The organism is Bryocella sp. (assembly GCF_058498515.1).
The window spans coordinates 98,508-124,580 of record NZ_JBMHYI010000043.1 but is presented as its reverse complement, the minus strand read 5'-3'; the positions used below and the strand labels follow the sequence as shown (position 1 = coordinate 124,580).

Genomic DNA, 26,073 nt, shown 5'->3' with positions numbered 1-26,073 from the left:
GCCTCGCTCGGCTAAGACTACGATGCAATGCTTGGTGGATCAAGTCAACCTTGTGAGGCTAGTCGAGTTCTAGGGACCCTCTCTGCTGACGGGGCTATGGAAGTTGTGACGTATTTCGCATCGGCGGAACTAGTGGCCGATCGGCAGTTCAGCGCCATGGTCGTAGATTGGAGCGGTCTCGTTGTGGGCTTCATCTCTGGGAGCGCTCTATCTGAGTGCTCTCATCACGAGGGTATAACGAGCCTCAGAGCATGAGATCTGATATGCGACGATGGACTGCATGCCCGGTACGAAAGAGCTGGCCTCTAGTGGTCTTTGGTGCTCGCTGAGCTGAACGAAAACGATGCGTTTACTGCAGATTACGCAACTTCAAGGCGGTTGCCCGCCGATCACCAATCGTGTAGTGTATTGTCAGGCTACATCGGAACCGTGCCAAATTCCTCCGTATCGCACACGTTGAACCGCAGGCTATTGTCCGCGGCCCTCGGTTGTGATCGGCAAGCCATCATCTTCAACCTCGGAAGCGGGTAGCTTTGGACTCTGGAAAACTGCAAGATCAGGGAAGCACGGCGGAAGGAAAACTTCTGACCATTGGAGACCTTCTCCGGTTTCTACAACGGCGTAGGTGGACGATCCTCGGCTGCCTCCTTGGATTCTTTGTACTGGCGATTGCCTATTGCGCTGTCGCCACCCGTCGGTATGCTTCCGAGTCAATCATCGAAATAAAGCGCCCCGATGATACGCTGGGACTTAATACTCTCGTGAGCGGCTCGTCGCAGATGAACGGCGAAGAGAATCCGCTTCAGGAGAATGTAACTCTGGCGACTAAGGTTGCCGAGTTGCAGTCCGAGTCCCTTGCCCTCCGTGTCGTTGAAGAGTTGAACATGGAGCAGACATCGGACTATAAGCCTCGCTTGACCTTGGGGAGCCTGAATCCGGTTGGATGGCTCGCCGGCTTTCTCAGTCCGGCTGCTAAAGGGGACCCTCCCGGGACGGCATTTTTGGATTCACCTTCCCGCCGGATGCTCGCATTCAAGATCTTTGAGTCACATCTGAAAGTCGAAGTGGTAGCAGGGACGCGCTTGATTTCGATCACCTATCAGAGCCCCTCTCCTGAACTCGCGGCGCAGGTAGTGAACACACTCACGAACGATCTTTCCCAGTACGGTTTTGAGACAAAATATAAAGCTACTCAACGGATGTCTTCCTGGCTTGCCGACCAAATTGATTCGGTTCGACAGCACGCTGAGGACATGCAGCAGCAGGAAGCCGCCCTGCGGCGAGATACAGAAACATATAATATGGGCGGCACCAATGCTGCCGGACAAACCCTTGTGTACAGTCCTCTGCTAGACCACCTGCAGCGGACTACCGACACACTGAGCCAGGCCGAGGCAAATCGCATTGTTCGCGGCGCGGTCGCACAGATTGTGAAGACCCGTAATCCGGTTTTGATCTCGGGGTTGGCCGGCAGCGGTCTCGGTGGCAGCGGCAATACATCTTCCGCCGAGTCTTTGAATCTTATTCGAGATCTCCAAAATAGAGATGCGCAACAACAGTTACTGATCTCTCAAGATGAGCAACGGCTTGGATCCGCCAACCCGAAGCTGATTCAGGAGAGAGCCCAGCTGACATCGATTCAGGAAGCGGTCAAGGCGGAAGAGGATCGTCTGGCAGCCCGTGCCAGCAATGACTATGAGGTCGCTGCGCAGGAAGAACAGGGCGCGCGAAACGAGCGGGACGCCATCATGAAGCGCGCCGACGTGGTGAATGACAAGGTCCTCCAATATGAGATCGTTCACCAGGAGGCCTCTGATGCGCGGCTTCTCTACACAGACCTCAATCGCAGGCTAAGCGAAGCGGGAGTTCTTGCCGGCCTTCAGTCAAACGATATGACGGTTGTTTCTGCTGGCTTTGCGCAGGATAAGCCTGCATCTCCGCGCATTATTCTTATTCTGGGCGGCGCCATCCTCTTCGGAGGAATCATCGGTCTTATGATCGCCGGAATTCAAGATGTGCGTGATGACAAAGTCAACTCGGTTGAAACCGTTGAATCGGAACTCGGCATCCCGGTCTATTCCGTCATGCCTGACTTCAACGCGCCCGATAGCCTCTACGGATATGGCAAGTATTTCTATGGGCGTTATGGTTTTCGCAAGAAGAAGGATTCCTCAGCACCTGAAGCGGAGGAAGGAGCCCCTCACGCCATTCACGTTGTAAGTCGACCGGATTCCCAATATTCGGAGGCGCAACGCGTTCTTCGTACCGCCATCATGCTCTCCCGTACCGGCACTCCGGCGAAGACAATCCTCATTACAAGTAGCACACCAGGTGAAGGCAAGAGCACTACGAGTACGAATCTTGGAGCTACATTTGCACGCACCGGGCTACGAACGCTCCTGGTGGAAGCGGATCTGCGAAAACCAGTGCTCGCACGCCGTCTCGGCCTGGCGCCGTCCACGGACGGCTTATCAAGAATCATTACAGGTCATCTTGATCAAGATTGGGTCGTTGAAGTGCCGGGCGTCCCGAATATGTGGGCCATCCCAGCTGGTCAGCGACCACCAGATCCCTATGAGCTCATCAGTTCGGATGTCATGAGGGACTTGGTTAAGCGATGGGGGGAACGTTTTGACCTTGTGATCCTTGATGGACCGCCTGTGCTCCCAGTCATTGATTCGGTGATGCTCTCTGAACATGTGGATCTTGTGCTGGTGATCACGAGGTTTAATCGTACGAGCATCAGGTCGTTGCGCACCACCCATAGGTTGCTTAGCCGACAGGTACGCGCCAGTATCGGCGCCATTCTCAATGCTGTGGCGCAGGGCAGCGAAGGTTACTACGACTACTACGGGTACAGACAGAATCCCTATAAGTATGCGGACAACGAGGAGGGATCATGAAGACTAGTCAGGTGCGATTTGGCCTCCTCTTTCTCGTTGCTTCTGGAGCTTTGCTGTTTTGCTCCGCACGCGCCCAGCAGCTCGCGGTTCCACCTTCCGGTCCCGCAATGACCAGCAATTTGCCGGCGGCGGAGAGTCTGCCAATCGTTGCTGGCGATATCATCGCCGTTCACGTTTTTGATGATACTGATTTGGACCAGGCACATCTTCGTGTGACCGACGCGGGCACAGTCCCTCTGCTGTTGCTGGGCCCCATTAGAGTGACCGGCCTTACTCCGGGCGAGGCGGGTACGGTCATCGCCAATGCCTACGTGCAGCATAACCTCCTGATTAACGCTCATGTACAGGTAACAGTCGAATCGATCTCGTCCGCTGACGTGACGGTGTTCGGTAACGTCAACGGAGTTACTGGTCAGACCAACGGCATTGCGTTTACGCTGAATTCCCCCCGGCCGCTGCTCACCGTTCTCGCCATGGCAGGCGGATTTAATGATCGGGCTTCGCACACCGTTACGATTGAGCGACGTGGTCCGGAGAAGCAACGTATTACGGTGAGATTGCCGGTCGATCCGATCGAAGATCTAAGCAATGACCCTATGGTGTATCCGGGGGACATCGTGGTTGTTCCCCGCGCCGGGATCGTTTACGTGCTCGGAAACGTGACACAGCCCAAAGGAATCGTGATGAATGAGGACGGCAAGCTGAGCCTGCTGCAGGCGATCAGCCAAAGCGCTGGTCCGCTCCCCACCTCATCCTTGAAGAGTCTCATGTTGTTCCGCAAAGAGAACGGGGAGTACAAGGCTATTCCCGTGAACCTGGGTAAGATCCTTCATGGCAAGGCTCCTGACATTGCCCTCGCTCCCGAAGATGCGATCTACGTTCCATTCAGTGTTGGCAAGAATCTGTTGGTGAATGCTTCTGGAATCACCGCCGCTCTGGCCAGTTCGACTGCGACAGGACTTATCTATACCCATTGATCCTTGTTACTCTGGCGACGTAACGAAGCCGCGCACTCTGTGACACCTAGGCTCGCGCGAAGACAACGGCCGCTTCGGGGTTTTTGGCTAAGGACCGATCAACGGGCGGAGTCGGTCAGGGCAAAAATGGCCCATGCGAGTTCGCGCCTCTGCCTCGGGGCGTGATTGGTAGGCAGCGCAAATGTCCCCGAACGTCTGCACACTCAATCCATCCTCACCAACAGGCGACATCGCGATCTGGCCACCATTGGATCGGATTAGCCTCGCGAGAGCGCATTGTTCGTTGGTACTGAGGCGGCTGCCAAACGGTCTCGATTGGGAAGCAGCTCAGCGACAGTGAGCGGGATGCACGCCTGGAAAGCGCGGGCCGCGCGATGTTTGATGTTCTATGGGCGCGAGGGCATACACACCCACATCCAGTTCTCAGGCAATTCCCGGTCTCAACGTTCAATGAGGAGATCCGCCTCGGTACCACGGACTTCTTCGAATTGTCGCGCTGAAACCGTAGGCGTCCGGAAGTATCGCTTCAGCGCGGTGATGTGCCGTTCAAAGCCGTAGAACGATGCAGCAGCGATCGCGATGACCGTAAGAAACTCTACGACCATGAAAACTAATAGCTTCGGCACGTTTCCGCTTGTGACGGCGGTCGTGTAGAAGTTGTTCTTTTTTAGGACCGCGAATAAGAAGACATGCAGTAAATAAATTCCATAACTGATCTTCCCCACAAAGATGAGCGGGGAAGCTCTAAGTACCTTGGAGGAGAGGGAATTGTCTTTAAGCAGTATCAAAAGGAATGCACCGCTTGCGTAAACCACTGGCGTCTGCCACTCTAACGGCACAATCAATAGCCACGCTACGAGCCAAGCCAGTGGCCGGAACCGTTGGAGATCTCCTTTATAGCTCGCCAGAAGTGAGCCTAATGCGAGGGCATCAAGATGTCGGAGGGTGTTGTGGGCGGAGACGACGTCCCAGTGACGAAGAATGGGGCAGACCACCATCAACACGGCGCAGAACACCATGAGACGCTTCCTCGTGAGCATCCAAACTAATGCGGGCCAAGCGAGATAAAACTGTTCCTCCACTGCCAGGGACCAGATCGGACCGAATGGGACGGGTTGGGCGTGATCGACGCCATAGGTTAAGTTGGAAACATAGAATAGATAGGGCCACCAACTGACACCGTGCCGCCCAAAGGCACCGGAGGCCAAAGTGAAGATTACGACCAGGTAATAAAGCGGCCAAATACGGAGCCCGCGGCGAGCGTAGAAATTTCTGAAGTAGTGAGGTGAGTCTTTTTCGGCAAGCAGAATGCCTGTGATTAGGAAACCAGAAAGTACAAAGAACATCTGCACGCCAGTCGCCCCGTACTGGGCAATGTAGTGGCGTGCAGCGGGGAAATGAGTAAAGTTCGGACCTGAATGCCCGATGAGAACAAAAACCACTGCTACGGCCCGAAGACCGTCAAGTTGGCCAATATATTTTCTCATTACGAGTACGCTAGCAGGTTCTTGAAGGAAGCGGCGACCTTCTCAATGATGGCGTCGACCCAGCCGGCGGACGCCACCTTGGGGAATGGTCCGGAAGTGCGCCACAGATACGAATGCTTGGTTTGAGCGTGAGGCGTGCAGTGGTAGGCGGGAGCGGCGGCTCGGCGGCGGCGGATCAAGTAGGTGAAGATTGTGTTGGGAGACGGTTGCAGAGCCGTTGACTCTTGATGGTTATACCGGCATCGGCTGCTTTGTCCCGCGTCCCAGCGCATCCTTGATGGTGTCCCTGGTGGAGCGGTTGAGCCGCCACTTCACCCCCTCGAGCCAGATAGAAAATCGGGTCGAGACCGGTGGCGTCGCTTTGCCGAAGTGCCGCTTCAAACGCCACACCTCGCGGTGATAGCAATATGCCTCGCGATAACCGGCGCTGAAGTGGACGACATCGGGTTCAACCAGAACCCCTTCCTTGATGAAGTGGCAGTCGCCCTTGAAGACATCAAGATGAATGGCGCCACGCGAGTTGATCGGAGTCCACATTCCATGGATACCCGCCGAGACCAGGGGAATGTCGCAAATCGCCAGGGCGAGTGCGAACAGCGGCTCATCCGTGATCCCGCCGCCATAATAGGTGCCAATCCTGAGGGTGTCTGCCTGCTGGAGAAGGTCTCGTGCCGTATCGAAGAATTTCGTCGTCAGTTCACTCTGGCGGAAGTAGTAACATCCACCGTTGAATCGGGGTAGGCGAGTCAGATTGAACTTATTCAGCACATAGGGAACATCGACGTCGTACATGGTGTCTGCGGCGGTGACATAGCGCCAGCCAAGGATGCTTACATCCTGTTTGCCGAAGGTGTCGAACAGACGACTGAGGTTATTCACCACCAGGCAGTCTGTGTCGATGTAGATCGTCTCTTGAAAGGGGGTAATCCGATCGAGATAGAACTTGGGCACCATATTATCTCCGTACTCCGCAGTGTGGGGGATGATATGGGTGTAATACTCTGCCAGTTCTGGATCGGTGGAGTCGGTCAGGATGGCGACCGGAAGGTTCGGGGCGTTGAGACGGAGTGACATCCCAAGCCATTTTGCCATCTCAATATATTTTTCACCGCCGAGGGCCATGGTGATGAGGCCCCGTTGAAGCCCTTCGGTCTGCATGTTTCCTCCAGAGGTAGTTGTCATTATAGGCGAGCATTGTGAGATGCCAACCACCCTGGATTCGCCGGTTCGAGGTTCGAAGGTAATCCTCGCCCGCGTGAGATATGTCAGGGCCCTGCGTCAGCGCAGATCGACCTGAGCCTCAATGGCAAAACGTACGAGCTGAGACCGGCTGCGCACGCCGATCTTCTCGAAGAGCTTCTGCACGACAGCCTTCACTGCGCTTTCCGTCAGGTCGAGGCGGGCTCCGATTTCCTTGTTGCCGAGGCCCTCGAGGATTCCCCGGAGAACCTGTGACTCGCGTGGCGTCAGCCGGCTGAGGCCGGCGCTGCTGGCTGCGGCGCGGGGTTCCTCGTCGTTCAGGAGGGTCAGGGCCGCGCCGGAGGAGATCCAGCGTTCGCCCTTCGCTGTGCGTTGGATCGCCAGTACGAGTTCGGCGGGCGGCTCGGTCTTGAGGAAGATGCCAGCATTCATCTGCCTTACGGCTTTGTGCAGGTCGCGGATATCCATTCCAGCCGTGACCATCAAGGCCTTCGCGCCAGGCCGCACCTGACGAAGGCGGCGAAGTAGGTCGAGGCCATTGGAGGCCAGCGTCGCCGTGTTGGCGAGTTCGTAGTCGATCAGGGCTACGTCGAAGTCGAGGCCACGCTGAAGAGCGGACATGGCCTCGTCTGCCGTAGCGAAGTCACCACTGATATGGAAGCCCGGTTCTTCCTCGAGCATCCGGCGCAGGCTCTCGCGGAAGAGCGTGTGGTCATCGACTAGGATCACCTCGATTGGATTCATCGTCTCTGTGCTCACTCTTCCACCTCCGCTATGGTTAGGTCCACGATGAATGTAGCGCCGATCGGGCTGGCCTCATAGCGAAGGTCGCCGTGGAAACTGCGCATCATCGCCTTGGAAAGATATAGTCCCAGCCCTGTAGCTCCGCCTCGCTCCCCGAAGGGACGAAAGAGCTTGTCCGGATCTCCGACCCCGGGACCGTTGTCGGAGACGGCGATGTGGATCATATCCTGACGGTGCGTGGCGGAGACCCGGACTTGTGGATGTTCCGTGTCCCCCAGCGCCGACTGCGCGTTGCGGAGGAGGTTGAGGAAGACCTGGATGAGACTCGAGGAGTCGGCCCAAACGGCCGGCAGTCCCGGCGCGATCTCCCAGGAGAGATCGATGTCTGCCTCTCGCAGCGAGGCCTGTACCACGATGTAGAGGTCGCTGAGAAAGTTGTCGAGATGTACGTGTGTGGCCTGCCGCTTAACTAGCGAAAGCTCTGCGGAGGCCATACGCTCAAGAGCCGCGACCAGCTGACGCAGGGCGTCAAACTCTTTGACCTGACGTGCTCCGGGCTTGTCGATCAACAGGTTCTGTTGCACGTTCGAGATCGCAGCGCAGATGTTGCGGATCTCATGCGACAGCGCTCCGAGCGCGATGCGTGAGCTGACCAGCACTTGCTCCAGATTGGCCTGCTCGCGATCGCGCGTCTCATTGGAGGCGTCGATGATCATCGCCGTCAGACGACGTCCCTGGGGACTGTTGTAGGTCGAGAACCAGACGTCAGCGAGAAAAGGATCCTTGTTGGAGCGAAAGCCCTGGCACTGCATCATGGTGCGGAGACGTTCGAAGCCCTGCCGGCCGACTTGCACGCGGGCCAGCGACGGGACGAATTGTTGCAGCGCCATTCCCTGCAGGGAAGCGGTAGGGGAATCGGGGACGCCGCTCCAAAGCTGCTGTGCCGCATCATTCGCATCCAGAATCCTGCCGGACTCATCTACAGTAACAATGCCGATCGACGAATTTGCCACCACCAGCCGAAGTTGCTCTTCGACGCCGCGCCGGGTCTCCACTTCGGCTCGCAGGGCCGTTGAATGTTCTTCTTCGACGCGCCGCCGCTGGAAGGTCTCATGCACATAGAGACCCACCGCCACGTAAGCAAAGCAGTACAGAGCATCGCGGGGGAGGCCCTCGTTGAGATTCCAGCCGAACGCGTCCGCAAACTCGGCCGCAAAGGTGCAAACAAGGCCGAGCAGCACGATCTGCCAGCGCCGCAGCGCCGCGCTCATCAGGATGATGGGTGCGACATAGAGCGGCGACAACGGAATGGCGGCGCCAATCTTGGTGTCGACGACCACGATCAGGAGGATTGCAGCAAGTCCACCGAACAGCACGGTGCGCCGTCCCTTGGGAGTCGCAACCGATCTCTCCAGCCACCGATCAACCTGAAACTTCATCGCCATCTGCGCGGTGCATCCTGTCCCGTTCGCGAAAGACCAACCCCTTCATACTCTATGAAAATCGAAAGATAGAGAATGTCTCGTAAGAGCGCGAGAGGGCCGCGTGCTCCTTGCGGCACGACTCATTTAGCCTAGTAGACGTGAGCCGGCCTCGGAGTAGCCAGTCGGCGAGAACGTGATGCCGTTATCCGGATAGGGTGATTTGCCAGGCTTTGTAGAAGCCGGCAGGAACCCTTTCCATCGCCGAAACCATTCAAGCGAGGAAAGTTTGCGGGAGAGATCAGGCCTGGTGAAGCTGCATGCAGGTGTCGGCATTGTTGCCGCGATGGGGCTGGCCATGGCCTCCCTTGGCGGCTGCAAGGAAAAACAGGAAGACAAGAGCGCACAGGAGGCTCCTCCCGCCGCGGTGTCGGTGGAGGGAAGCAGCGTCAACGACCTGGTGCGTGTGTCCAATCCGCAGCGGTTCCGCCTTACATCCGCCGAAGTGCGGTCAGTTGACGCCACGCTGGCAGTGACTGGGTCGGTGAACCCTGACGTCTCGCGTGAGATTCCGGTGCTGTCCCTGGCGAATGGTCGGGTGGTCGCGCTGCACGTGGGGCTTGGCGATACGGTGCGCAAGGGCCAGCCGGTGATGGATGTTCAGAGCACGGATGTGGCGGCAGCCTTCAGCACCTATACCAAGGCCGTCAACGACGAGCACCTCACTGACGTGACGCTGACCCGCGACAAGCTGCTCTATGACAAGGGAGCGATTGCGCAGAGCCAGCTCGAGACCGCACAGTCTGGAGAGGACGATGCTAAGGCCGACCTGAGGGCCGCCGAGCAGCAGCTCCGGGTGCTGGGCGTCGATAAGAATCATCCCGCCGACACGGTGAAGATCTACGCTCCTGCCAGCGGCGTCATCATCGCACAGAACACGACGGCTTCTGGAGCGGCGGGCATTACCTACGCCGGCGCCAACGGTTCGCTCACCATCGCGGATCTCTCGCATGTGTGGGTCATTTGCGATGTCTATGAGAACGACCTCGCGCGGGTGAAGCTGGGAGATCCCGCGGACATTCACATCAACGCCTTTCCCGGAAAGACCTTCCGCGGCACCGTGAGTGACATCGGAGCGGTCCTCGATCCCTCGATCCGCACGGCGAAGGTACGCATCCAGGTTCCGAACCCAGGTGGCTTGCTGCGGATCGGCATGTTCGCTACGGCGACGCTCGATATCGCGAAGTCCACGATGCAGACGACGCTGCCTAGCACGGCGGTGCTCCATCTGCATGACCGCGATTATGTGTTCGTTCCGGGGGGCGATGGAACCTTCCGGCGCGTCTCAGTAAAGCTCGGAACCTCGCTCGACGGTGGCTGGGTGGTGGTGCAGTCCGGGCTGGCTGCGGGGCAGCAGGTCGTAGCCAATGCGCTCGAACTGCAGAACACGGCGGACCAGGGATGATTCGCCGGCTCGTCGATTTCGCCCTGAATAACCGCTTCATCATCCTCGTCTTTGCGGTGCTGCTGTTCGTGTGGGGAGCCATCAGCTTCCACAACCTTCCGGTGGAAGCCTATCCGGACGTGGCGAACAACTACGTCAGCGTGATCACGCAGTGGCCGGGCCGCTCTGCCGAGGAGGTCGAGCAGCAGGTGACGGTGCCGCTGGAGAATGCCATGGCGGGCATCCCGCACATGAGCCATCTCCGCTCGACCACGTTGGCGGGCCTGTCCAGCGTCGTCATGGTCTTCGACGATGACAGCGTCAACGACTGGAATCGTTCCAAGGTCAATGAGCGGCTCTCGCAAGTGAATCTTCCCGCGGGCCTGCAGCCACAGATGGGCACGGACTGGAGTCCGGTCGGCCAGATCTACTGGTACACGTTGAAGAGTACCAATCCGCAGTACGACACCATGGCTCTCAAGAGCCTGGAGGATTGGAAGCTTGAGAAGGCCTTCCGCAGCGTACCCGGCGTGGTCGATGTCTCCAGCTTCGGCGGAACAACGCGCGAGTACCAGGTCATCATCGACCCGGAAAAGCTGATCTCTTTTGGACTGACGATTCAGCAGGTGCAGCAGCAGATCGCCGCGAACAACGTCGATGCGGGCGGAAGCTTCATCGAGCAGGGCGAGCAGCAGATCAACGTACAGGAGGTCGGCCGCTTCAGGACGACCGATGACATCGCGAACACCGTGTTGAAGGCGTCGAACGGTGCTGCTCTCAAGGTCAGCGACGTGGCGACGGTCATACAAGCGCCCAAAATCCGCCTGGGGCAGATCGGCAAGACCTGTAAGCCTGGCGACTACACCTGCGGCAACGAGCCGCCGCAAGACAAGAAGTCCATCCGCCGCGCCGATGGAAAGTTGGTCGATGACGACGATGTGGTCGAAGGCATCGTGCTGCTGCAAAAGGGCGCGGACTCCGATGGCGTGCTCGACGCGATTCACGAGAAGGTGAAGGACCTGAACGAGCATGTCCTTCCTCCGGGCGTGAAGATCGTGCCGTTCCTCGACCGCAGCGACCTGCTCAAGCTAACTACGCACACGGTGCTGCACAACCTTACCGAGGGCATCGTGCTGGTTGCCTTGGTGCTGTTGATCTTCCTCGGCAATGCACGTGGCGCGCTCATCTGCGCGATCACCATTCCGTTCGCGCTGCTGTTCGCGTCGATCTGCCTCGACCTTCAACACATTCCAGCCAACCTACTCTCGTTGGGAGCGCTGGACTTCGGCATGGTGGTCGAAGGCGCGGTGGTCATGGTGGAGAACATCGTTCGCCACCTGAGTCACAAGCGCGACGTCAACCGCTCGGTGAACGATCAGATCCGTGAGGCCGCGCACGAGGTACAGCGCCCGGTCTTCTACTCCATCACCATCATCATCACGGCCTACCTTCCCATCTTCACGCTGCAAGCGGTTGAGGGACGGCTCTTCAAACCGATGGCGTGGACGGTTGCCTTCGCGTTGCTCGGTGCGCTGCTGTTCTCGATGCTGATTGCACCTGTGCTGGCAAGCTTTATCTTCAGCAAGGGCACACGCGAGTGGGAAAACCCGGTGATGCACTGGCTGCTGACCCGCTACCGCAAGGATGCAACATGGGCGATCGAGCACAAGTGGGTGCCGTTTAGCGCAGCTGCCTTCGTGCTCGCGCTTAGCGCCTATCTTGGCTTCGGCGGAGCCATCGGTTCGGAGTTCCTACCGCATCTCGATGAGGGCGCAATCTGGGTGCGAGGTTCGCTCGCGCCCAGTACAGGACCCACGCAGAGTCATGCGATTGCCGAGAGGACACGTGTCTTGCTCGCCAGCTTCCCCGAGGTGCGTCAGGTCGTGAGCCAGATTGGCCGCCCTGATGATGGAACCGATCCGACAGGTTTCTTCAACACCGAGTACTACGTCGACCTGAAGCCGAAGGATGAGTGGCGTCCGGTCTTCAAGCAGAACAAGGAAGAGCTGATCTCAGCGATGGACCGCGAGTTGGAGAAGTATCCTGGCGTGGTGTGGAACTTCTCGCAGCCGATCTCCGACAACGTGGAAGAGGCAGTGAGCGGCGTCAAGGGCGAGTTGGCCGTGAAGCTCTACGGCGATGATCTGAAGACGCTGGAAACCAAAGGCGATGAGATCGTCAACGTGATGAGCAAGGTCCCGGGTGTTGCGGACCTCGGCTTGTTCCGAGTGCTTGGCCAACCCAACCTCAACTTCGTGGTCGACCGTGCTGCAGCCGCACGTTACGGCATCAATGTTGCCGACATCCAGAACGAGATCGAGGGTGCAGTGGGGGGCACCATTGCGGGTGCTCCTGTGACGCAGGTGTTCGATGGCGAAGCCAAGTATGACGTGATGGCGCGCTACGATCCGAAGTATCGTTCGACGCCTGAGTCCATCGAGAACATCCGCCTGGTCGCTCCATCCGGCGAGCGGGTCTCGCTCGCGCAGCTGACGCATGTTCAGATCGCCGACGGCGCGGAGGAGATCTATCGCGAATCGGGCGGCCGTTATGTGGCCATCAAGTACAGCGTGCGCGATCGCGATCTCGGCAGCACCGTGCGCGAGGCCATCGACAAGGTGAACCACGATGTGAAGCTGCCGGTGGGCTATCACCTCGACTGGGCTGGTGAATATGCCAGCCAGCAACGCAGTTCGCGACGCCTGATGATTGTTTGCCCGCTGACGATCCTGCTGATCTACCTGATCCTCTACGGCATGTTCGGCTCGATGAAGTGGGCGAGTCTGGTGCTTGCGAACGTGGCGATGGCGCCGCTGGGCGGCATGCTCGCGCTGCTGCTCACGGGCAATCACTTCAGCGTGTCGACTGGTGTTGGCTTCCTCGCGCTGTTCGGCGTCAGCGTGCAGACCGGCATCATCATGCTGGAGTGCATCAACCAGATGCGCGTCAACGGCCATCCGCTGAAAGACGCTGCCGTTGAAGGGGCTGTGCTGCGTTTGCGACCGATCATGATGACGATGCTCGTGGCGACGCTGGGTCTGTTGCCGGCTGCTCTCTCGCATGGCATCGGCTCTGACTCGCAGCGGCCCTTCGCGATTGTGATCGTCGGCGGCCTCATCGGCGCCTTGATGATGGGTATCTTCCTCATGCCGACGCTGTATGTGTGGATCGCGCGGCCGAATGACGTGCTGCCCACACCGGACACGGAGTTTGAGAACTGATGATGAAGAGCAACGAGCAACTGGTCCTCACTCATGCAGGCATTCGCTCTATGGTGCCCCTCGCATTGGTGTGTGTGCTGCTCTCGAGTTCGCGCAGCTGGGGACAGGCACAGCAGGCCCCGGCAGACACGCAGAGCGTACGCTCGGCGGCTGAGGCATACGCGGCCAGTGCTCAGCGCGGCGCCGATCCCCGGCAGCCGCCGCAGTCGAAGCCCGGAGCGCTCACACTACAGCAGGCTGTGGAGCAGGCCAAGGCCAAGAACCCCACGATCCTCGCCGCGGAGGAGAACCTTCGTGCCGTGCGCGGCCAGGAGATCCAGGCTGCCGTGCGAGCCAACCCGAACTTCACGCTCTATGGGACCGACGTCTCAGAAAACGCGAATGCTGTAACGCCGTACAACTACAGCGCACAGGTCTCGCGGCTCTTCGAGCGCGGACAGAAGCGGCGCTGGCGCATGGACGATGCGAAGGCGACTAGCGCCGAGACCGAAGCGCAGCTCAACGACCAGCTCCGACAGACGGTGCTCGCGGTAAAGCAGGCGTTCACCAAGATGCTTGTCGCGAAGGAAGCGCTGGAACTGGCTACGGCAACGCTGAAGGACTATCGGCACGAGGTCGAAATTGGAGAGGACCGCTACAAGGCTGGCGATCTCGCGAAGCTCGACTTCGAGCGGCTCGATCTGCAACTCGCGAGCTTCGAGAGTGATCAGTCGAACGACATCGTGAACCTGCAGCAGGCCAGCTATCAGCTGCAAACGTTGCTGGGCATCGACAAACCTTCCGACGAGTTCGACGTGAGAGGCGATGTGATTCCTCCTGTGATCACCGAGACTCGGGCCACTCTGGAGCAAAAGGCGATTGATGCGCGGCCTGACTTTGCCGCGGCTCGCTTTGCGGTGAACGCCGCAGACGCGAACTACAAGCTTGTCGTCGCGAATGGCAGCACGGACCCAACGCTTGAGATGGAATATGATCGCTCCGGCACGGAGAACTCGTTGGGCTTCTCGGTCAACATCCCACTGCGTCTCTTCGATCGCAACCAGGGCAATAAGCAGACCGCAAAGTTCCAGGCGAGCTCTGCGCGGTTCACGCTGACTGCGGCCCGCAACCAGGTGACTTCAGACGTTGATCAGGCATGGGTGGGATATTCCGAGGCCAAACGGCTCTCAGATCGCTTCTCGGAGCGCTACCTGGACGAGTCGCACGATGTGCTCAACATTGCGCAGTATGCCTTCGAGCACGGAGGCCTCACCCTGATTGACTATCTTGATGCCCTGCGGGATTTCCGCACCTCAACTGCGGATGCACTCAACGCGTACCAGAATACGTGGATTGCGATCCATCAGCTGAGCGCAGCGAGCGCGACGGAGCTTGTGCCTTAGCTCTGAGAAGAATTCAAAGGCACAAAGATGCGCAACGGGTATGACGCTTCAGCGTCATACCCGTTGCGCGTTGTGATGATCGAGAGCTAGGGAGTGGAGCGGATCTTGTCGGTAGCTGCCGCACTCGTGATCGTCGCCGCCGCCGGAAGCTGCGTCGTATCCCATCCGCCGCCGAGCGCCTGCACCAGCTCGACCGCCGCAGTCATCTCGTTGATCTTCAACTGAACCTGAGTCGTCTGATCGCCGAGCAGCGTTGTCTCGGCGCTCAGCACGTTGAGGTAGGGATCGACGCCGGTCTCATAGCGCGCGTTGGCGAGATCCAGATAACGCTGCGCAGCCTTAATCGAGTCGTCCTGCTGAATGGTCTGCGCCGACGTCGTTCGCAGCGTGGCGAGGTAGTCTTCGACCTGCTGGAACGCCGTGAGCACGGTCTGCCGGTAGGAAGCCACATCCGCGTTGTACTGCGCCGTATATTGCTGTACGGTAGCGCGGCGCAGCCCGGCGTCGAAGATGGTCTCTGTTGCGGACGAACCTAGCGACCACAGGAACGCTGGCGCCGAAAAGAGATTCGCGATGTGAGACGATTCCAGGCCGCCAGAGCCGCTGAGGCTGAGCGTGGGGTAATAGGCTGCCTTCTCGACGCCGATCAGTGCATTCGCCTCGGCCATGGTGCGCTCGGCGGCGGCGATGTCGGGCCGACGTTCAAGCAGCTGCGAGGGCACACCAACCGGAATGGAAGGCGGCTTCGCCGATAGTGCTTTGACCGCCATCGAGAAGCTGCCCGCGGGCTTGCCGATCAGCGTCGCGATAGCATGTTCATAGATGGCACGATTTGTAGCGACGCTTGTGCGCTGCTCGATCGCGTTGTCGAGCGTCACTTCGGCTTGTGCGACCGACTCGTCACTATCGATGCCGGTGTCATAAAGCGCCTTGGTCAGGTCGAGCGACTTGCGATCGGCGTCTACGGTTTTGTCGTAAACGTCCTGCAGCGCATCCTGACCGCGGAGCTCGAAGTAATAGATGGCGAGGGACGCCTGCTCGGAAAGACGTTCGTTCTCGAGATCGGCAGCCGAGACCTGCGCCGCGAACTGGTACTCCCGGACTTGATTCCGCACGCGACCCCACAAGTCCGGCTCCCACGAAACGTCGAAGGGCAGCGAGAGCACCGTCGAAGTCGAACCCGCCGCAGTCGTGGTTGCAGACGTTGTCCCACCCGAGGTGGTCGTTACGTCATGCAGCGTTCCCGGTGTGTGCGTGCGGCCCCACGACGGGCCAACGCTTAGCGTGGGAAAGAACGACGAGCGTGCTTCATTGACTAGCGCGCGCGAGGCCATGAAGTTCTGGAAGTACTGCTGGACAGTCTGATTGTTGATGTCCAACTGCTCTTCGAGTGCATTCAACTCAGGCTCCTGGAAGACCTCCCACCACTTGCCCTTCAACATCGCGTCCGAGGGCTGCGCCGGCTTCCATGAGCCATCGGGAAGGTTCGCGTACGTCGCCTGAGTGGTCTCCTTGTAGGCAGGCGGAGGAGGAGGCGCCGAGGCGCGGTTGTACTTGGGCCCGACATTGCAGCCCGTCAGCGTAACGGCTGCGAGCGCGGTTCCAAGGGCCAGTGTTCCGCGAAAGGTCCGAATACCACTGCTGACCATGCGGCGGGAGGCTTTGAGGTTCGTATTGATTGCCGTCTGCGTCATCGTGTCCTGCTTTCCCACGGGCTAGTGTTGTTCCACCGGTCGCGTGGTAAAGAGTCTTGCGTTCCTGTCGCCCTGTACCTTCAGGCGAAGATTGTCCATAAAGAGGTAGATCACCGGCGTGGTGTATAGCGTCAGCACCTGGCTGACAATGAGGCCGCCAATGATTGAGATGCCAAGCGGGCGACGGAGCTCAGCGCCCATTCCCGTACCAACCGCCAGTGGCACAGCTCCGAAGAGCGCAGCCGCGGTGGTCATCAAAATCGGCCGGAAGCGCAGAATCGACGCCTTGAAGATGGAGTCGCGAGTATTTAGATGCTCGGTGCGCTCGGCATTGAGGGCAAAGTCGATCATCATGATCGCGTTTTTCTTTACGATTCCGATCAGCAGGATAATGCCGATAATGCTCATCACGTCGAGTTCGCCGCCGGTGAGGAGCAGCGCCAGCATGGCCCCGACGCTGGCCGGAGGAAGCGTCGTGAGAATTGTAATCGGATGGACCAGGCTCTCATACAGGATGCCAAGCACGATATAGACCGCGAGAATCGCGGTTGCGATGAGGTATGGCTCCGTGCCTAGCGACTGCTTATACGCTTGCGCCGTGCCTGCGAAGTGGCCCTTCACGCTTTCGGGCATGTTCAGCTTCTGTTGGATGCTCTGAATGAGCTGCGTGGCCTGGCCCAGGGAGACGCCCTGTCCCAGGTTGAAGCTGACGGTCACACTGGGGAACAGGCCGGTGTGATTGACCGAGAGTGGCGAGGTGGAAGGCGCGTACGTGAGGAGCGAGCTTAGTGGAATTGCCCCTCCACCCTTGGTGGGGATCACGTAATCGTGTTTGAGTCCCTCCGGGGTCTGCCAGTACTTCGGAGCAACTTCCATCACGACGTAGTACTGGTTCAGCTCGGAGTAGATGGTGGAGACCTCGGACTGGCCGAAGGCCGCGTAGAGCGTCTGATCGAGGAGCTGAGGCGTAGCGCCGAGCCGGGCAGCGGTCGCGCGATCGTAATTCAGCAGCGCCTGCAGTCCGTGGTTTTGCTGGTCGCTGTTCACGTCCTGGATGCCCGGAACCTGCTTCAATTCGGCCATCAGCTTGGGACCCCACTCCTGCAGCTCGGCGGTCGTGTCGGCAGAGATCGTGTACTGGAACTGCGCGTTAGACTGACGTCCGCCCATGCGGATGTCCTGCACGGCATTGAGGAATGTCGCGGCGCCTGATACTTTCGCAAGCTTTGGACGCAGACGGTTGATGACGTCCGTCGCGCTGATCTTTCGTTGATCCAGCGGCTTCAATGCAATAAAAACGTATCCGCCATTGGTCGATCCTTGGCCTCCCGTGAAGGCCATCACCTTGTCGACCGCAGGGTCGTCCTTGATGATCTTCACCGACTGCTGCACGGCCGCGTTCATGGCATAGAACGATGTGCTCTGCGGCCCCTGCATGCCGCCGTTAAGCACGCCGGTGTCCTGCTGCGGGAAGAAGCCGCCGGGAATCTTGATGAGGAGGTACACATTCAGACCGAGCGTGCATACGAAGATGAACAGCACGATTGCCGGGTGGTCGAGCACCCAATTCAGGCTGCGGCGATATCCATTCAGCAGCTTGGTGAAGAAGAACTCGCTCAGGTTCCAGACGCGGCCATGCTCAATATCGTGTTCGGAGCGCAGCACCCGCGAGCACATCATCGGTGTGGTGGTCAGGGACACGACCATGGACACCAGGATCGAGGCCGAAAGCGTGATTGCGAACTCACGGAAGAGACGCCCGATGATGCCGCCCATCAACAACAGTGGAATGAAGACCGCGATCAGCGAGATGCTGATGGTGAATACGGTGGGACCGATCTCCTGAGCGCCGCGCAGCGCTGCCTGGAACGGAGTCATGCCGTCTTCGATGTGGCGGGAGATGTTCTCCATCACCACTATCGCATCGTCGACGACGAAGCCCGACGCGATAGCCAGTGCCATCAAAGAAAGGTTGTCGAGCGAGAAGTCGCAGAGATACATGATCGCGCAGGTGCCGATCAGCGAGACCGGCACGACCACCGCAGGGATGAGGGTCGCAGGAACGTTGCGCAGGAAGACGAAGACGACGAGGATGACCAGCGCCACCGAGACCAGCAGCGTGGACTCGATGTTCTCGACCGACGCGCGGATCGTCAACGTACGATCGAGAATGATGCCGAGGTGTTCCCCTGTCGGAATCGTAGCCTGCAGTGACGGGAGCGCGGCCTTGACCGCGTCAACCGTCTGAATGATGTTTGCGCCCGGCTGGCGCAGGATCATCAGATTTACCGAGCGACGCCCGTTCACGTAGCCGGCCTGGCGCACGGTCTGCTGTGAGTCGATGACCTCGGCGACGTCCTCGAGCCGGACCGCGGCGCCGTTGTGGTAGCCGACGACCAGTGGACGATAGGCGGCGGCTTTGGAGATCTGATCGTTTGCGAGGATGTCGTAACGGTTTGCGCCGTCGCTGAACTGGCCCTTGGCGAGGTTCGAGTTCTGCCCGCTGATGACCTGTTGTACTTGCGGCAAGCTGATGCCGAGGCCAGCGAGCTGGTCGGGATTGATCTCGACGCGCACCGCGGGCAGCGACGCGCCCACTACGTTGACCTGGCCCACGCCGTTGATCTGCGAGATGCGCTGCATGATGACCGTAGAGGCCTCATCATATAGCGTCGGGATGTCATAGACATCCGACTGCAGCGACAGCATCAGGATCGGCGAATCGGCAGGGTTGACCTTGCGATAGCTCGGGTTGGAGGGCAGGTTCGCGGGCAGGTAGGTGCGCGCTGCATTGATGCCCGCCTGGACGTCTCGCGCCGCGCCGTTGATGTCGCGGCTGAGGTCGAATTGCAGCGTGACGCTCGTCGTCCCGATGGAGCTCGACGAGGTCATCTCGGTGACGCCTGAGATGTGTCCGAACTGGCGCTCCAGCGGCGTGGCCACGGCCGAAGCCATGATGTCCGGACTGGCTCCGGGAAGCGACGCACCGACCGTGATGGTAGGGAAGTCCACCTGCGGCAGCGGCGAAACGGGCAGTACCGTAAACGCGATGACGCCCGCAATCGCAATCGCGATCGTCAGGAGCGTCGTCGCGACGGGACGCTCGATGAAGACGCGCGAGGGATTCATGCTGTCCTCGCGGCTTCCGGCTCATCAGGATGAACGATGGTGCCTTCCTGCGGTTTCTTTCCGAAGCGCTTCCCGAGGTTGTCGAAGAAGATGTAGATCACCGGGGTCGTGTACAGCGTCAGTACCTGGCTCAGCAGCAGGCCGCCGACCATCGAGACACCCAGCGGTTTGCGAAGCTCCGATCCGATTCCCGAACCGAAGGCCAGCGGGATGCCGCCGAGCAGCGCAGCCATCGTCGTCATCAGAATCGGGCGGAAGCGCAGCAGCGATGCCGTGTAGATGGCTTCGGTGGAATCGAGGCCATGATCGCGCTCCGCCTCCAGCGCGAAGTCGACCATCATGATGCCGTTTTTCTTAACGATGCCGATGAGCAGGATAATGCCGATGATCGCGACAATGTCGAGATCAAGGTGGAACATCCGCAGCGCGAGCAGAGCTCCCACGCCGGCCGAGGGCAGTGTGGAGAGAATCGTGATCGGGTGAATGAAGCTCTCGTACAGTACGCCTAGCACGATATAGACGACGACCAGTGCGGCGATGACCAGCAGGCCTTCGTTCGAGAGTGAGCCCTCGAATGCGGCGGCCGTGCCCTGGTAGTTGCGCACCACGCTTTGAGGCAGGTCCATCTGATCGATGGTCTTGTTGATCGAGTCCAGAGCTTGGGAGAGCGAGTAGCCGGTGCCGAGGTTGAAGGAGATCGTCACGGCAGGGAACTGGCCCTGGTGATTGATCGAGAGCGGCTCGCTGACGGTTTCAAAGTGCGCGAACGCGCCCAGCGGCACCGGGTTTGAGGTAACCGTCGAGGCTGAGCTCGACCCACCTCCCCCGCCTCCGCCACCGGGCGCGGGGGTAGTGCCTGAACCGCTGCGCGTCGTACCGGAAGCCGCCGTGTTGGTCGACGAAGACGTGCCGGTTGAGGAAGAGGACGCGGAGATAACGTTCGTGACGGCTGCGGTATTCGATGACGTCGAGAGCGAGCCGGTGCGAGCCGCTGAAGTCGTCAATGCGGTGTTGTTCGCGGTCGCGCTGGTCGATAGTGCGGAGGTCGCGGTGGTGGTTGCGCTGATACCATTGGTCGCGCTGGAGTTGAACAGCGAGGTGCTCGCGGCTGCCGATCCGTTGCCTGCGCCTGCTGACGATCCCTGCGTGTTGGATGAAACCGCAGTCACCCCACCGGTCGTCGACGCCTGCACGTAGATATCGTTCAGCTGGGTCGGATTCAGCTGGAACTGGGGCATCGCCTCCAGGATCACGTGGTACTGGTTCAGCTGCGTGTACATCGTGTTGATCTGACGCTGGCCGAAGGCGTCGTAGAGCGTGTTGTCGATCGCCGAAGGTGTGACGCCGAATCGCGAAGCGGTAGCGCGGTCGATGACGAGTTTCTCGGCCACGCCGCCGAGCTGCTGATCCGTCACGACGTCTGCAAGTTCTGGAAGCTGTTTCAGCTTCTTCACCAGGTCGGCAACAACGACGTTCAGCTCGTCGATGTTGGGATCTTCGACGGTGTACTGGTATTGGGTGCGGCTCACACGGTCATCTACAGTGAGATCCTGCACGGGCTGCATATAGAGCTTGATGCCTTCAACCTGGTTGAGCCTCTGCCCCAGCTGTCCGATGATCTGTGTCGCTGAACCTTTGCGCTTGTCCTCATCCTTCAGGTTGATCTGGATGCGGCCTGCGTTCAGCGTCGAGTTGGTTCCATCCGCCCCGATGAACGACGAGATACTCTCGACATCCGGGTCCTGCAGCAACACGTTCGCCAACTGCTGCTGCTTGTCCTTCATCGCACCGAAGGAGATGGAAGCTGGGGCCTGTGAGATGCCCTGGATGATTCCCGTGTCCTGCACCGGGAAGAATCCCTTGGGAATGATCGTGTACATCACGATCGTCAGCACCAGTGTGGCCACCGCAACCAATAAGGTGATCGTCTGGAAGCGCAGCACGAAGCGGAGGGTGCGTCCGTAAAAGGCGATCAGGTCCTCGAAGACCTGTTCGGACTTGTGGTAGAACCAGCTCTGCTCGCTCTCGGGAGTGTGCTTGAGGATGCGAGCTGCCATCATCGGCGTCAGCGTCAGCGAGACGAACGCCGAGAGCACGATGGTGACGGCCAGCGTCACCGCGAACTGGCGGAACAGCCGGCCGGCAACGTCGCCCATGAAGAGCAGCGGGATGAGCACGGCGATGAGCGATACCGTCAGAGAGACGATGGTGAAGCCGATCTGCTCAGCGCCCTTGAGCGCCGCGGTCATCGCGTCCTCGCCCTCTTCAATGTAGCGAGCAATGTTCTCGACCATGACGATCGCGTCGTCGACGACGAAACCGGTCGAGATGGTCAACGCCATCATCGTGAGGTTGTTGAGGCTGTACCCGCAGAGGTACATGATGCCAAAGGTTCCCACCAGCGACAACGGCACAGCCACGGACGGGATGACGGTGGCCGAGACGCTGCGCAGGAAGAGGAAGATCACCATGATCACCAGGAAGATGGTGAGCATCAGCTCAAACTCAACGTCCTTGACGGATGCGCGGATGCTGACGGTACGGTCGGTGACGGTCTGCACGTGGACAGACTTCGGCATCGCGTCGATCAGTTGCGGCAGCAGCGCCTCGATGCTGTTGACCACCTGAATGGTGTTAGCGCCGGGCTGGCGCTGGATGTTGAGGATGACCGCGGGTGTCTGGCCCTTGTCGCCAGCGTGGGCGACCCATGCCGCCAGCTCCGAGTTCTCGACGCCGTCGACGATCTTCGCGACATCGGTGAGCATGATGGGTGCACCGTTGCGGTACGCCACCACGACCTGCTTGTAGTCTTTGCTGGTCTGCAGCTGGTCGTTGGCATTGATCGTATAGTCCTGTGAGGGACCGTCGAAGCTACCCTTCGCCGAGTTAAGGCTGGTTCCGACGAGCGCGTTCCGCAGATCTTCCAGATTCAGCCCATACGACGCAAGCGCCGTGGGGTTGGCCTGGATGCGGACTGCTGGCTTCTGGCCGCCGGAGATGGAGACCAGGCCGACGCCGTTGATCTGCGAGATCTTCGGCGCGAGCCGCGTGTCGGCGAGATCCTCAACCTGAGAGAGCGACGTCTCGTTGGACGTCAGCGCGAGCGTCAGCACCGGCGCATCGGCCGGGTTGGACTTCGAGTAGATCGGAGGCGTCGGCAGGCCCGCAGGCAGGAAGCTCTGCGCCGAGTTGATGGCGGCCTGGACTTCCTGCTCGGCCACATCGATATTGATGGCGAGCTGGAACTGCAGCACGATGACCGACGACCCGCCCGAGCTTGTCGAGGTCATCTGGCTGAGGCCGGCGACCTGGCCGAACTGACGCTCGAGCGGAGCCGTCACCGCGGAGGCGACGACGTCTGGGCTCGCTCCGGGGTAGAACGTCTGGATCTGGATGGTCGGGTAGTCGACCTCAGGCAGCGCCGAGACCGGCAGCTGGAGGAAGGCAACACCGCCGGCCAGAAACATCGCTGCCATGAGCAGCGCCGTTGCGACCGGTCGCAGGATAAATGGCCGCGAAGGACTCATGGTGCTTAGTTGCCGCCTGCCGGGGATGACGTTTGGCTCCCCGGTGCGCCCGTGCTGTTCTTTCCACTGGACTTGCCGTGACCGCCCTGACCGTTGGCAGGCTGGTTCGGCTGGATGAGCGCATCGGCGTTGTTTTCCAGGCGATCGAAGCCGCTGGTCGCAAGCTTGACGCCCGCTCCGATGCCTGAGACGGCGGTGACGTTCTCATCGCTGGTAAGGATGGTGATGTTCTGCACTGATACTGTGGCTGGAGTTCCGGTAACGCCCTGGCCTCGGCCCGAACGTCCGCCCGCAGCACTTGTGGTAGCAGGAGCGCTGTCTGCTGGTTTGGCGGCAGCGCCTCCGGTAGCGGCTTTCTTTCGAGAGGCCCCCGGCTTGACCACGTATACGAAGGCCTGCGTGCCGTTGTACTGCACCGCGGAGGTTGGAACCAGCGTGGCTCCCTGCACCGTCCTGACCAGCAACCGCGCATTCACAAACTGGTTCGGGAAGAGCGCCAGATCCTTGTTCTCAAAGGAGGCACGGAACTTCAGCGTTCCGGTCGTGGTGTCAATCTGGTTATCCAGCGAGGTGAGTTTGCCGGTAGCCAGGATGTTGTCGTTGGTGCGATCGAAGGCGTCCACTACCAGGCTATGGCCGGCCTTGAGCTGCTGCTGGATCTGCGGGAGGTTATCCTCGCTCACGGTGAAGACGACGGTGATCGGCTGGAGCTCGGTGATAACCACCAGCGTCGAGCCGGTGCCCGAGAAGACCGTATTGCCCGGATCGACCAGGCGCAGACCGACCCGGCCGGTGATAGGCGCGACGATATGGCAGTACGAAAGATTGGTCTCGGCGCTCTGCACACTGCCCTGATCCGTAGTGACCGTGCCCTCGTCCTGCAGCACGAGCTTGTCCTGATCTTCCAGCTGCTGCCGTGCGATGGCATTGCGGGCGAAGGCGTCCTGGTAACGCTTGAGGTCCATGCGGGCCTGGGCCAGCACGTTCTCGTCATGCGACAGCGTGCCCTTGGCCTGGGTCAGTGCGGCCTCGTAGGGGCGGGGGTCGATTTCGACCAGCGGCTGGCCCTTCCGAACCAGCTGACCTTCGGTGTAGTGCACGGACAGCACGCGGCCGGTGACCTGGCTGTAGAGCGTGATGGTGTGCAGCGGCGTCACCGTGCCGAGTGCGTTGACGTAGATATTGCTGTCGCCGGTCGAGGACTCGCCGACGGTGATCGCTGCGGGGCCGGTCTGACCGCGACCGTGATGGGCCCCAGCGGCAGGTGTATCGCCGCCGTCGGTGGCCTTGGGCCGCGTCGTGAAATAGAGGGCCAGCGCACCGACGACCAGCACCACCAGCACCACGCCCCAGATGAGGGCACGGCGTCCGCGGTGCTTGTCCTTTTCCCATTCTTCGCGGGAAGAGTTGTGCTCTTCAAAGCTTCGTCCGAGCTCGCCTCCATAGGAGGGAGAGCTTTGCGCCGCAAAGTTATCGCCCAGCGCCCTGTCGTCCAGCGGGGTGCGTCCGCGCTCGTTGTCGAGCATTCCTTGTCCTCGATCAGCCGCCCCAACAAAGTTGTGCGATGAGTTGGTTATTTGCCCAGTGCGTTGGGACTTTAACTGTATGGATGGTTTAGCTTGCGAAAAAGTTTCGATGCCCGGGCCCGGTGTGAAAAAGCCTTTTCATGCCACCCGTGCTGGCACATTGCTATCCGTTTGGAATGCGATTATTGCAGTCTCTCATAGCTTTGGGGTGCATCCCAATAGAGAACGGTAAACGCACGAGGCGTGCGACCTTTCTACTCCTGGAGCCGCGGGAAGGATGCGATTGCCGGCCAACGCGGTTCTGGCGTTAGGCCCGTTCGAGGTGTTGGTGGAGCGATGAGAGCGAGGTACCGGCTACCGGGCCTCGTGGTCGCGCCGCGCCTGATGATACGACGAGGAGAGTAGCTTCGACTCATGGAACGGAATCGCATCACCGTGCTGGGCAGTTTTGTTGCTGATCTGGCGTTTCGCGTGGATCGTCTGCCAACGCGTGGAGAGACGATCCTGGGGCCGTCGTTTGTGCTGGGGCCAGGGGGCAAAGGCTCCAACCAGGCAGTAGCGGCGGCTCGCGCGGGAGGACAGGTCAGCTTTATCTCCAAGCTAGGCCGCGATCCCTTCGGCGATATCGCCCGCAAGCTCTATGCCGACGAGGGAATTGATACCGGCCACCTTTATGAAGCTGCGGTTCCCACTGGCGCCGCGGCGATCCTCATCGATGCGGCCAGTGGCGATAACGCGATCATCGTCGTTCCCGGGGCCTGCTTCACGATTACGGCGGAAGAGGTGGAGGCTGCCGGCGAGCTTATCGGCAGCTCTGCCATCCTGATGGCGCAGCTCGAGCTGCCGCTGGAGATCGTTGCGCATGGACTGCGGCTGGCGCGGTCGCTCGGAGTGCACACGATCCTCAATCCTGCGCCTGCTGCGCCTTTGCCGGATGACATTTACCCGCTGGTTGACTACATCACGCCCAATGAGAGCGAGACGGAGGCGTTGACAGGCGTTTCCGTTGCCAACGTCGCCGATGCGGAACGGGCTGCCGATGTCTTCCTCGCCCGCGGTGTAAAGAACGTCATCATCACCCTGGGAGCGCAGGGCGCCTTTGTGAAGAGCGCGACGGTTCGGGCTCATGTCGGCGCGCTGAATGCCGGACCAGTGGTGGAGACGACGGGCGCGGGCGATGCCTTCAACGGAGGTTTTGCTGTGGCGCTGACGGAAGGCCTCGGGCTCGAGGATGCGGTGCGCTTTGGTTGCGCAACCGCGGCGATCTCCGTGACGCGGCCCGGAACCGCACCCTCCATGCCACAGCGGGGCGAAATCGATTGCCTGATGGGTGGGCGCGCAATCAACGCAGCTGGGTAATCCGCACATGTACCTGCCTTTTGAGGCGCGCCGGACCAGCTGGCATTGCGGTAGGATGG

At 59.8% G+C, this 26,073-nt stretch carries 14 protein-coding genes; 6 read left to right on the top strand and 8 right to left on the bottom strand.

Going from position 1 to position 26,073, the window contains the following annotated elements; genetic code table 11:
• Positions 1–533: 533 nt before the first annotated feature.
• Together AC5E6W_RS12955 and AC5E6W_RS12950 are read left to right on the top strand one after the other, a co-directional pair.
• Positions 534–2,903, top strand: coding sequence for a GumC family protein (locus tag AC5E6W_RS12955; protein WP_491752728.1), 2,370 nt, complete (start codon positions 534–536; stop codon positions 2,901–2,903).
• Positions 2,900–3,880: a polysaccharide biosynthesis/export family protein gene (locus tag AC5E6W_RS12950; protein ID WP_491752727.1), complete on the top strand. Its 981-nt coding sequence runs from the start codon at positions 2,900–2,902 to the stop codon at positions 3,878–3,880. The genes AC5E6W_RS12955 and AC5E6W_RS12950 overlap by 4 nt, the downstream gene beginning before the upstream one ends.
• 440 nt (positions 3,881–4,320) lie before the next feature.
• Here the strand turns inward: AC5E6W_RS12950 and AC5E6W_RS12945 are convergent, their stop codons facing one another.
• From AC5E6W_RS12945 to AC5E6W_RS12930, 4 genes are all read right to left on the bottom strand, one after another.
• Complete coding sequence (locus AC5E6W_RS12945; protein ID WP_491752726.1) at positions 4,321–5,367, bottom strand: acyltransferase family protein; 1,047 nt, start codon at positions 5,365–5,367, stop codon at positions 4,321–4,323.
• 231 nt (positions 5,368–5,598) lie between these two features.
• Entirely contained in the window at positions 5,599–6,525 is a 927-nt protein-coding gene (locus AC5E6W_RS12940) for a glycosyltransferase family protein (RefSeq protein ID WP_491752725.1), read from the bottom strand.
• Between the two features lie 120 nt (positions 6,526–6,645).
• Complete coding sequence (locus tag AC5E6W_RS12935; RefSeq protein WP_491752724.1) at positions 6,646–7,326, bottom strand: LuxR C-terminal-related transcriptional regulator; 681 nt, start codon at positions 7,324–7,326, stop codon at positions 6,646–6,648.
• A complete protein-coding gene (locus AC5E6W_RS12930; RefSeq protein ID WP_491752723.1) occupies positions 7,323–8,756 on the bottom strand; it encodes an ATP-binding protein in 1,434 nt (477 codons plus the stop codon). The genes AC5E6W_RS12935 and AC5E6W_RS12930 overlap by 4 nt, the downstream gene beginning before the upstream one ends.
• A 286-nt stretch (positions 8,757–9,042) precedes the next feature.
• Here AC5E6W_RS12930 and AC5E6W_RS12925 point away from each other — a divergent pair, with 286 nt between their 5' ends.
• From AC5E6W_RS12925 to AC5E6W_RS12915, 3 genes are read left to right on the top strand one after another with little or no spacing between them, the layout of a single operon-like run.
• Positions 9,043–10,197 (top strand): efflux RND transporter periplasmic adaptor subunit, encoded by a 1,155-nt coding sequence (locus AC5E6W_RS12925; protein ID WP_491752722.1) that lies wholly within the window; start codon positions 9,043–9,045, stop codon positions 10,195–10,197.
• Positions 10,194–13,397: an efflux RND transporter permease subunit gene (locus AC5E6W_RS12920; RefSeq protein WP_491752721.1), complete on the top strand. Its 3,204-nt coding sequence runs from the start codon at positions 10,194–10,196 to the stop codon at positions 13,395–13,397. The genes AC5E6W_RS12925 and AC5E6W_RS12920 overlap by 4 nt, the downstream gene beginning before the upstream one ends.
• Entirely contained in the window at positions 13,397–14,779 is a 1,383-nt protein-coding gene (locus tag AC5E6W_RS12915; protein WP_491752720.1) for a TolC family protein, read from the top strand. The genes AC5E6W_RS12920 and AC5E6W_RS12915 overlap by 1 nt, the downstream gene beginning before the upstream one ends.
• Positions 14,780–14,865: 86 nt before the next feature.
• On the opposite strand, the gene AC5E6W_RS12910 is transcribed toward AC5E6W_RS12915, so the two are convergent.
• From AC5E6W_RS12910 to AC5E6W_RS12895, 4 genes are read right to left on the bottom strand one after another with little or no spacing between them, the layout of a single operon-like run.
• Positions 14,866–16,473 carry an efflux transporter outer membrane subunit gene (locus AC5E6W_RS12910; protein WP_491752719.1) on the bottom strand — a complete coding sequence of 536 codons (1,608 nt, stop codon included), beginning with the start codon at positions 16,471–16,473 and terminating at the stop codon, positions 14,866–14,868.
• Between the two features lie 21 nt (positions 16,474–16,494).
• Complete coding sequence (locus tag AC5E6W_RS12905) at positions 16,495–19,602, bottom strand: efflux RND transporter permease subunit (protein WP_491752718.1); 3,108 nt, start codon at positions 19,600–19,602, stop codon at positions 16,495–16,497.
• Positions 19,599–23,129: an efflux RND transporter permease subunit gene (locus tag AC5E6W_RS12900; protein ID WP_491752717.1), complete on the bottom strand. Its 3,531-nt coding sequence runs from the start codon at positions 23,127–23,129 to the stop codon at positions 19,599–19,601. The genes AC5E6W_RS12905 and AC5E6W_RS12900 overlap by 4 nt, the downstream gene beginning before the upstream one ends.
• Before the next feature lie 5 nt (positions 23,130–23,134).
• Positions 23,135–24,655, bottom strand: coding sequence for an efflux RND transporter periplasmic adaptor subunit (locus AC5E6W_RS12895; protein WP_491752716.1), 1,521 nt, complete (start codon positions 24,653–24,655; stop codon positions 23,135–23,137).
• 414 nt (positions 24,656–25,069) lie between these two features.
• Between AC5E6W_RS12895 and rbsK the strand changes: the two genes are divergently transcribed.
• Positions 25,070–26,014, top strand: a complete 945-nt coding sequence (rbsK, locus tag AC5E6W_RS12890) for a ribokinase (RefSeq protein WP_491752715.1) — start codon at positions 25,070–25,072, stop codon at positions 26,012–26,014.
• The last annotated feature ends 59 nt before the right edge of the window (positions 26,015–26,073 follow it).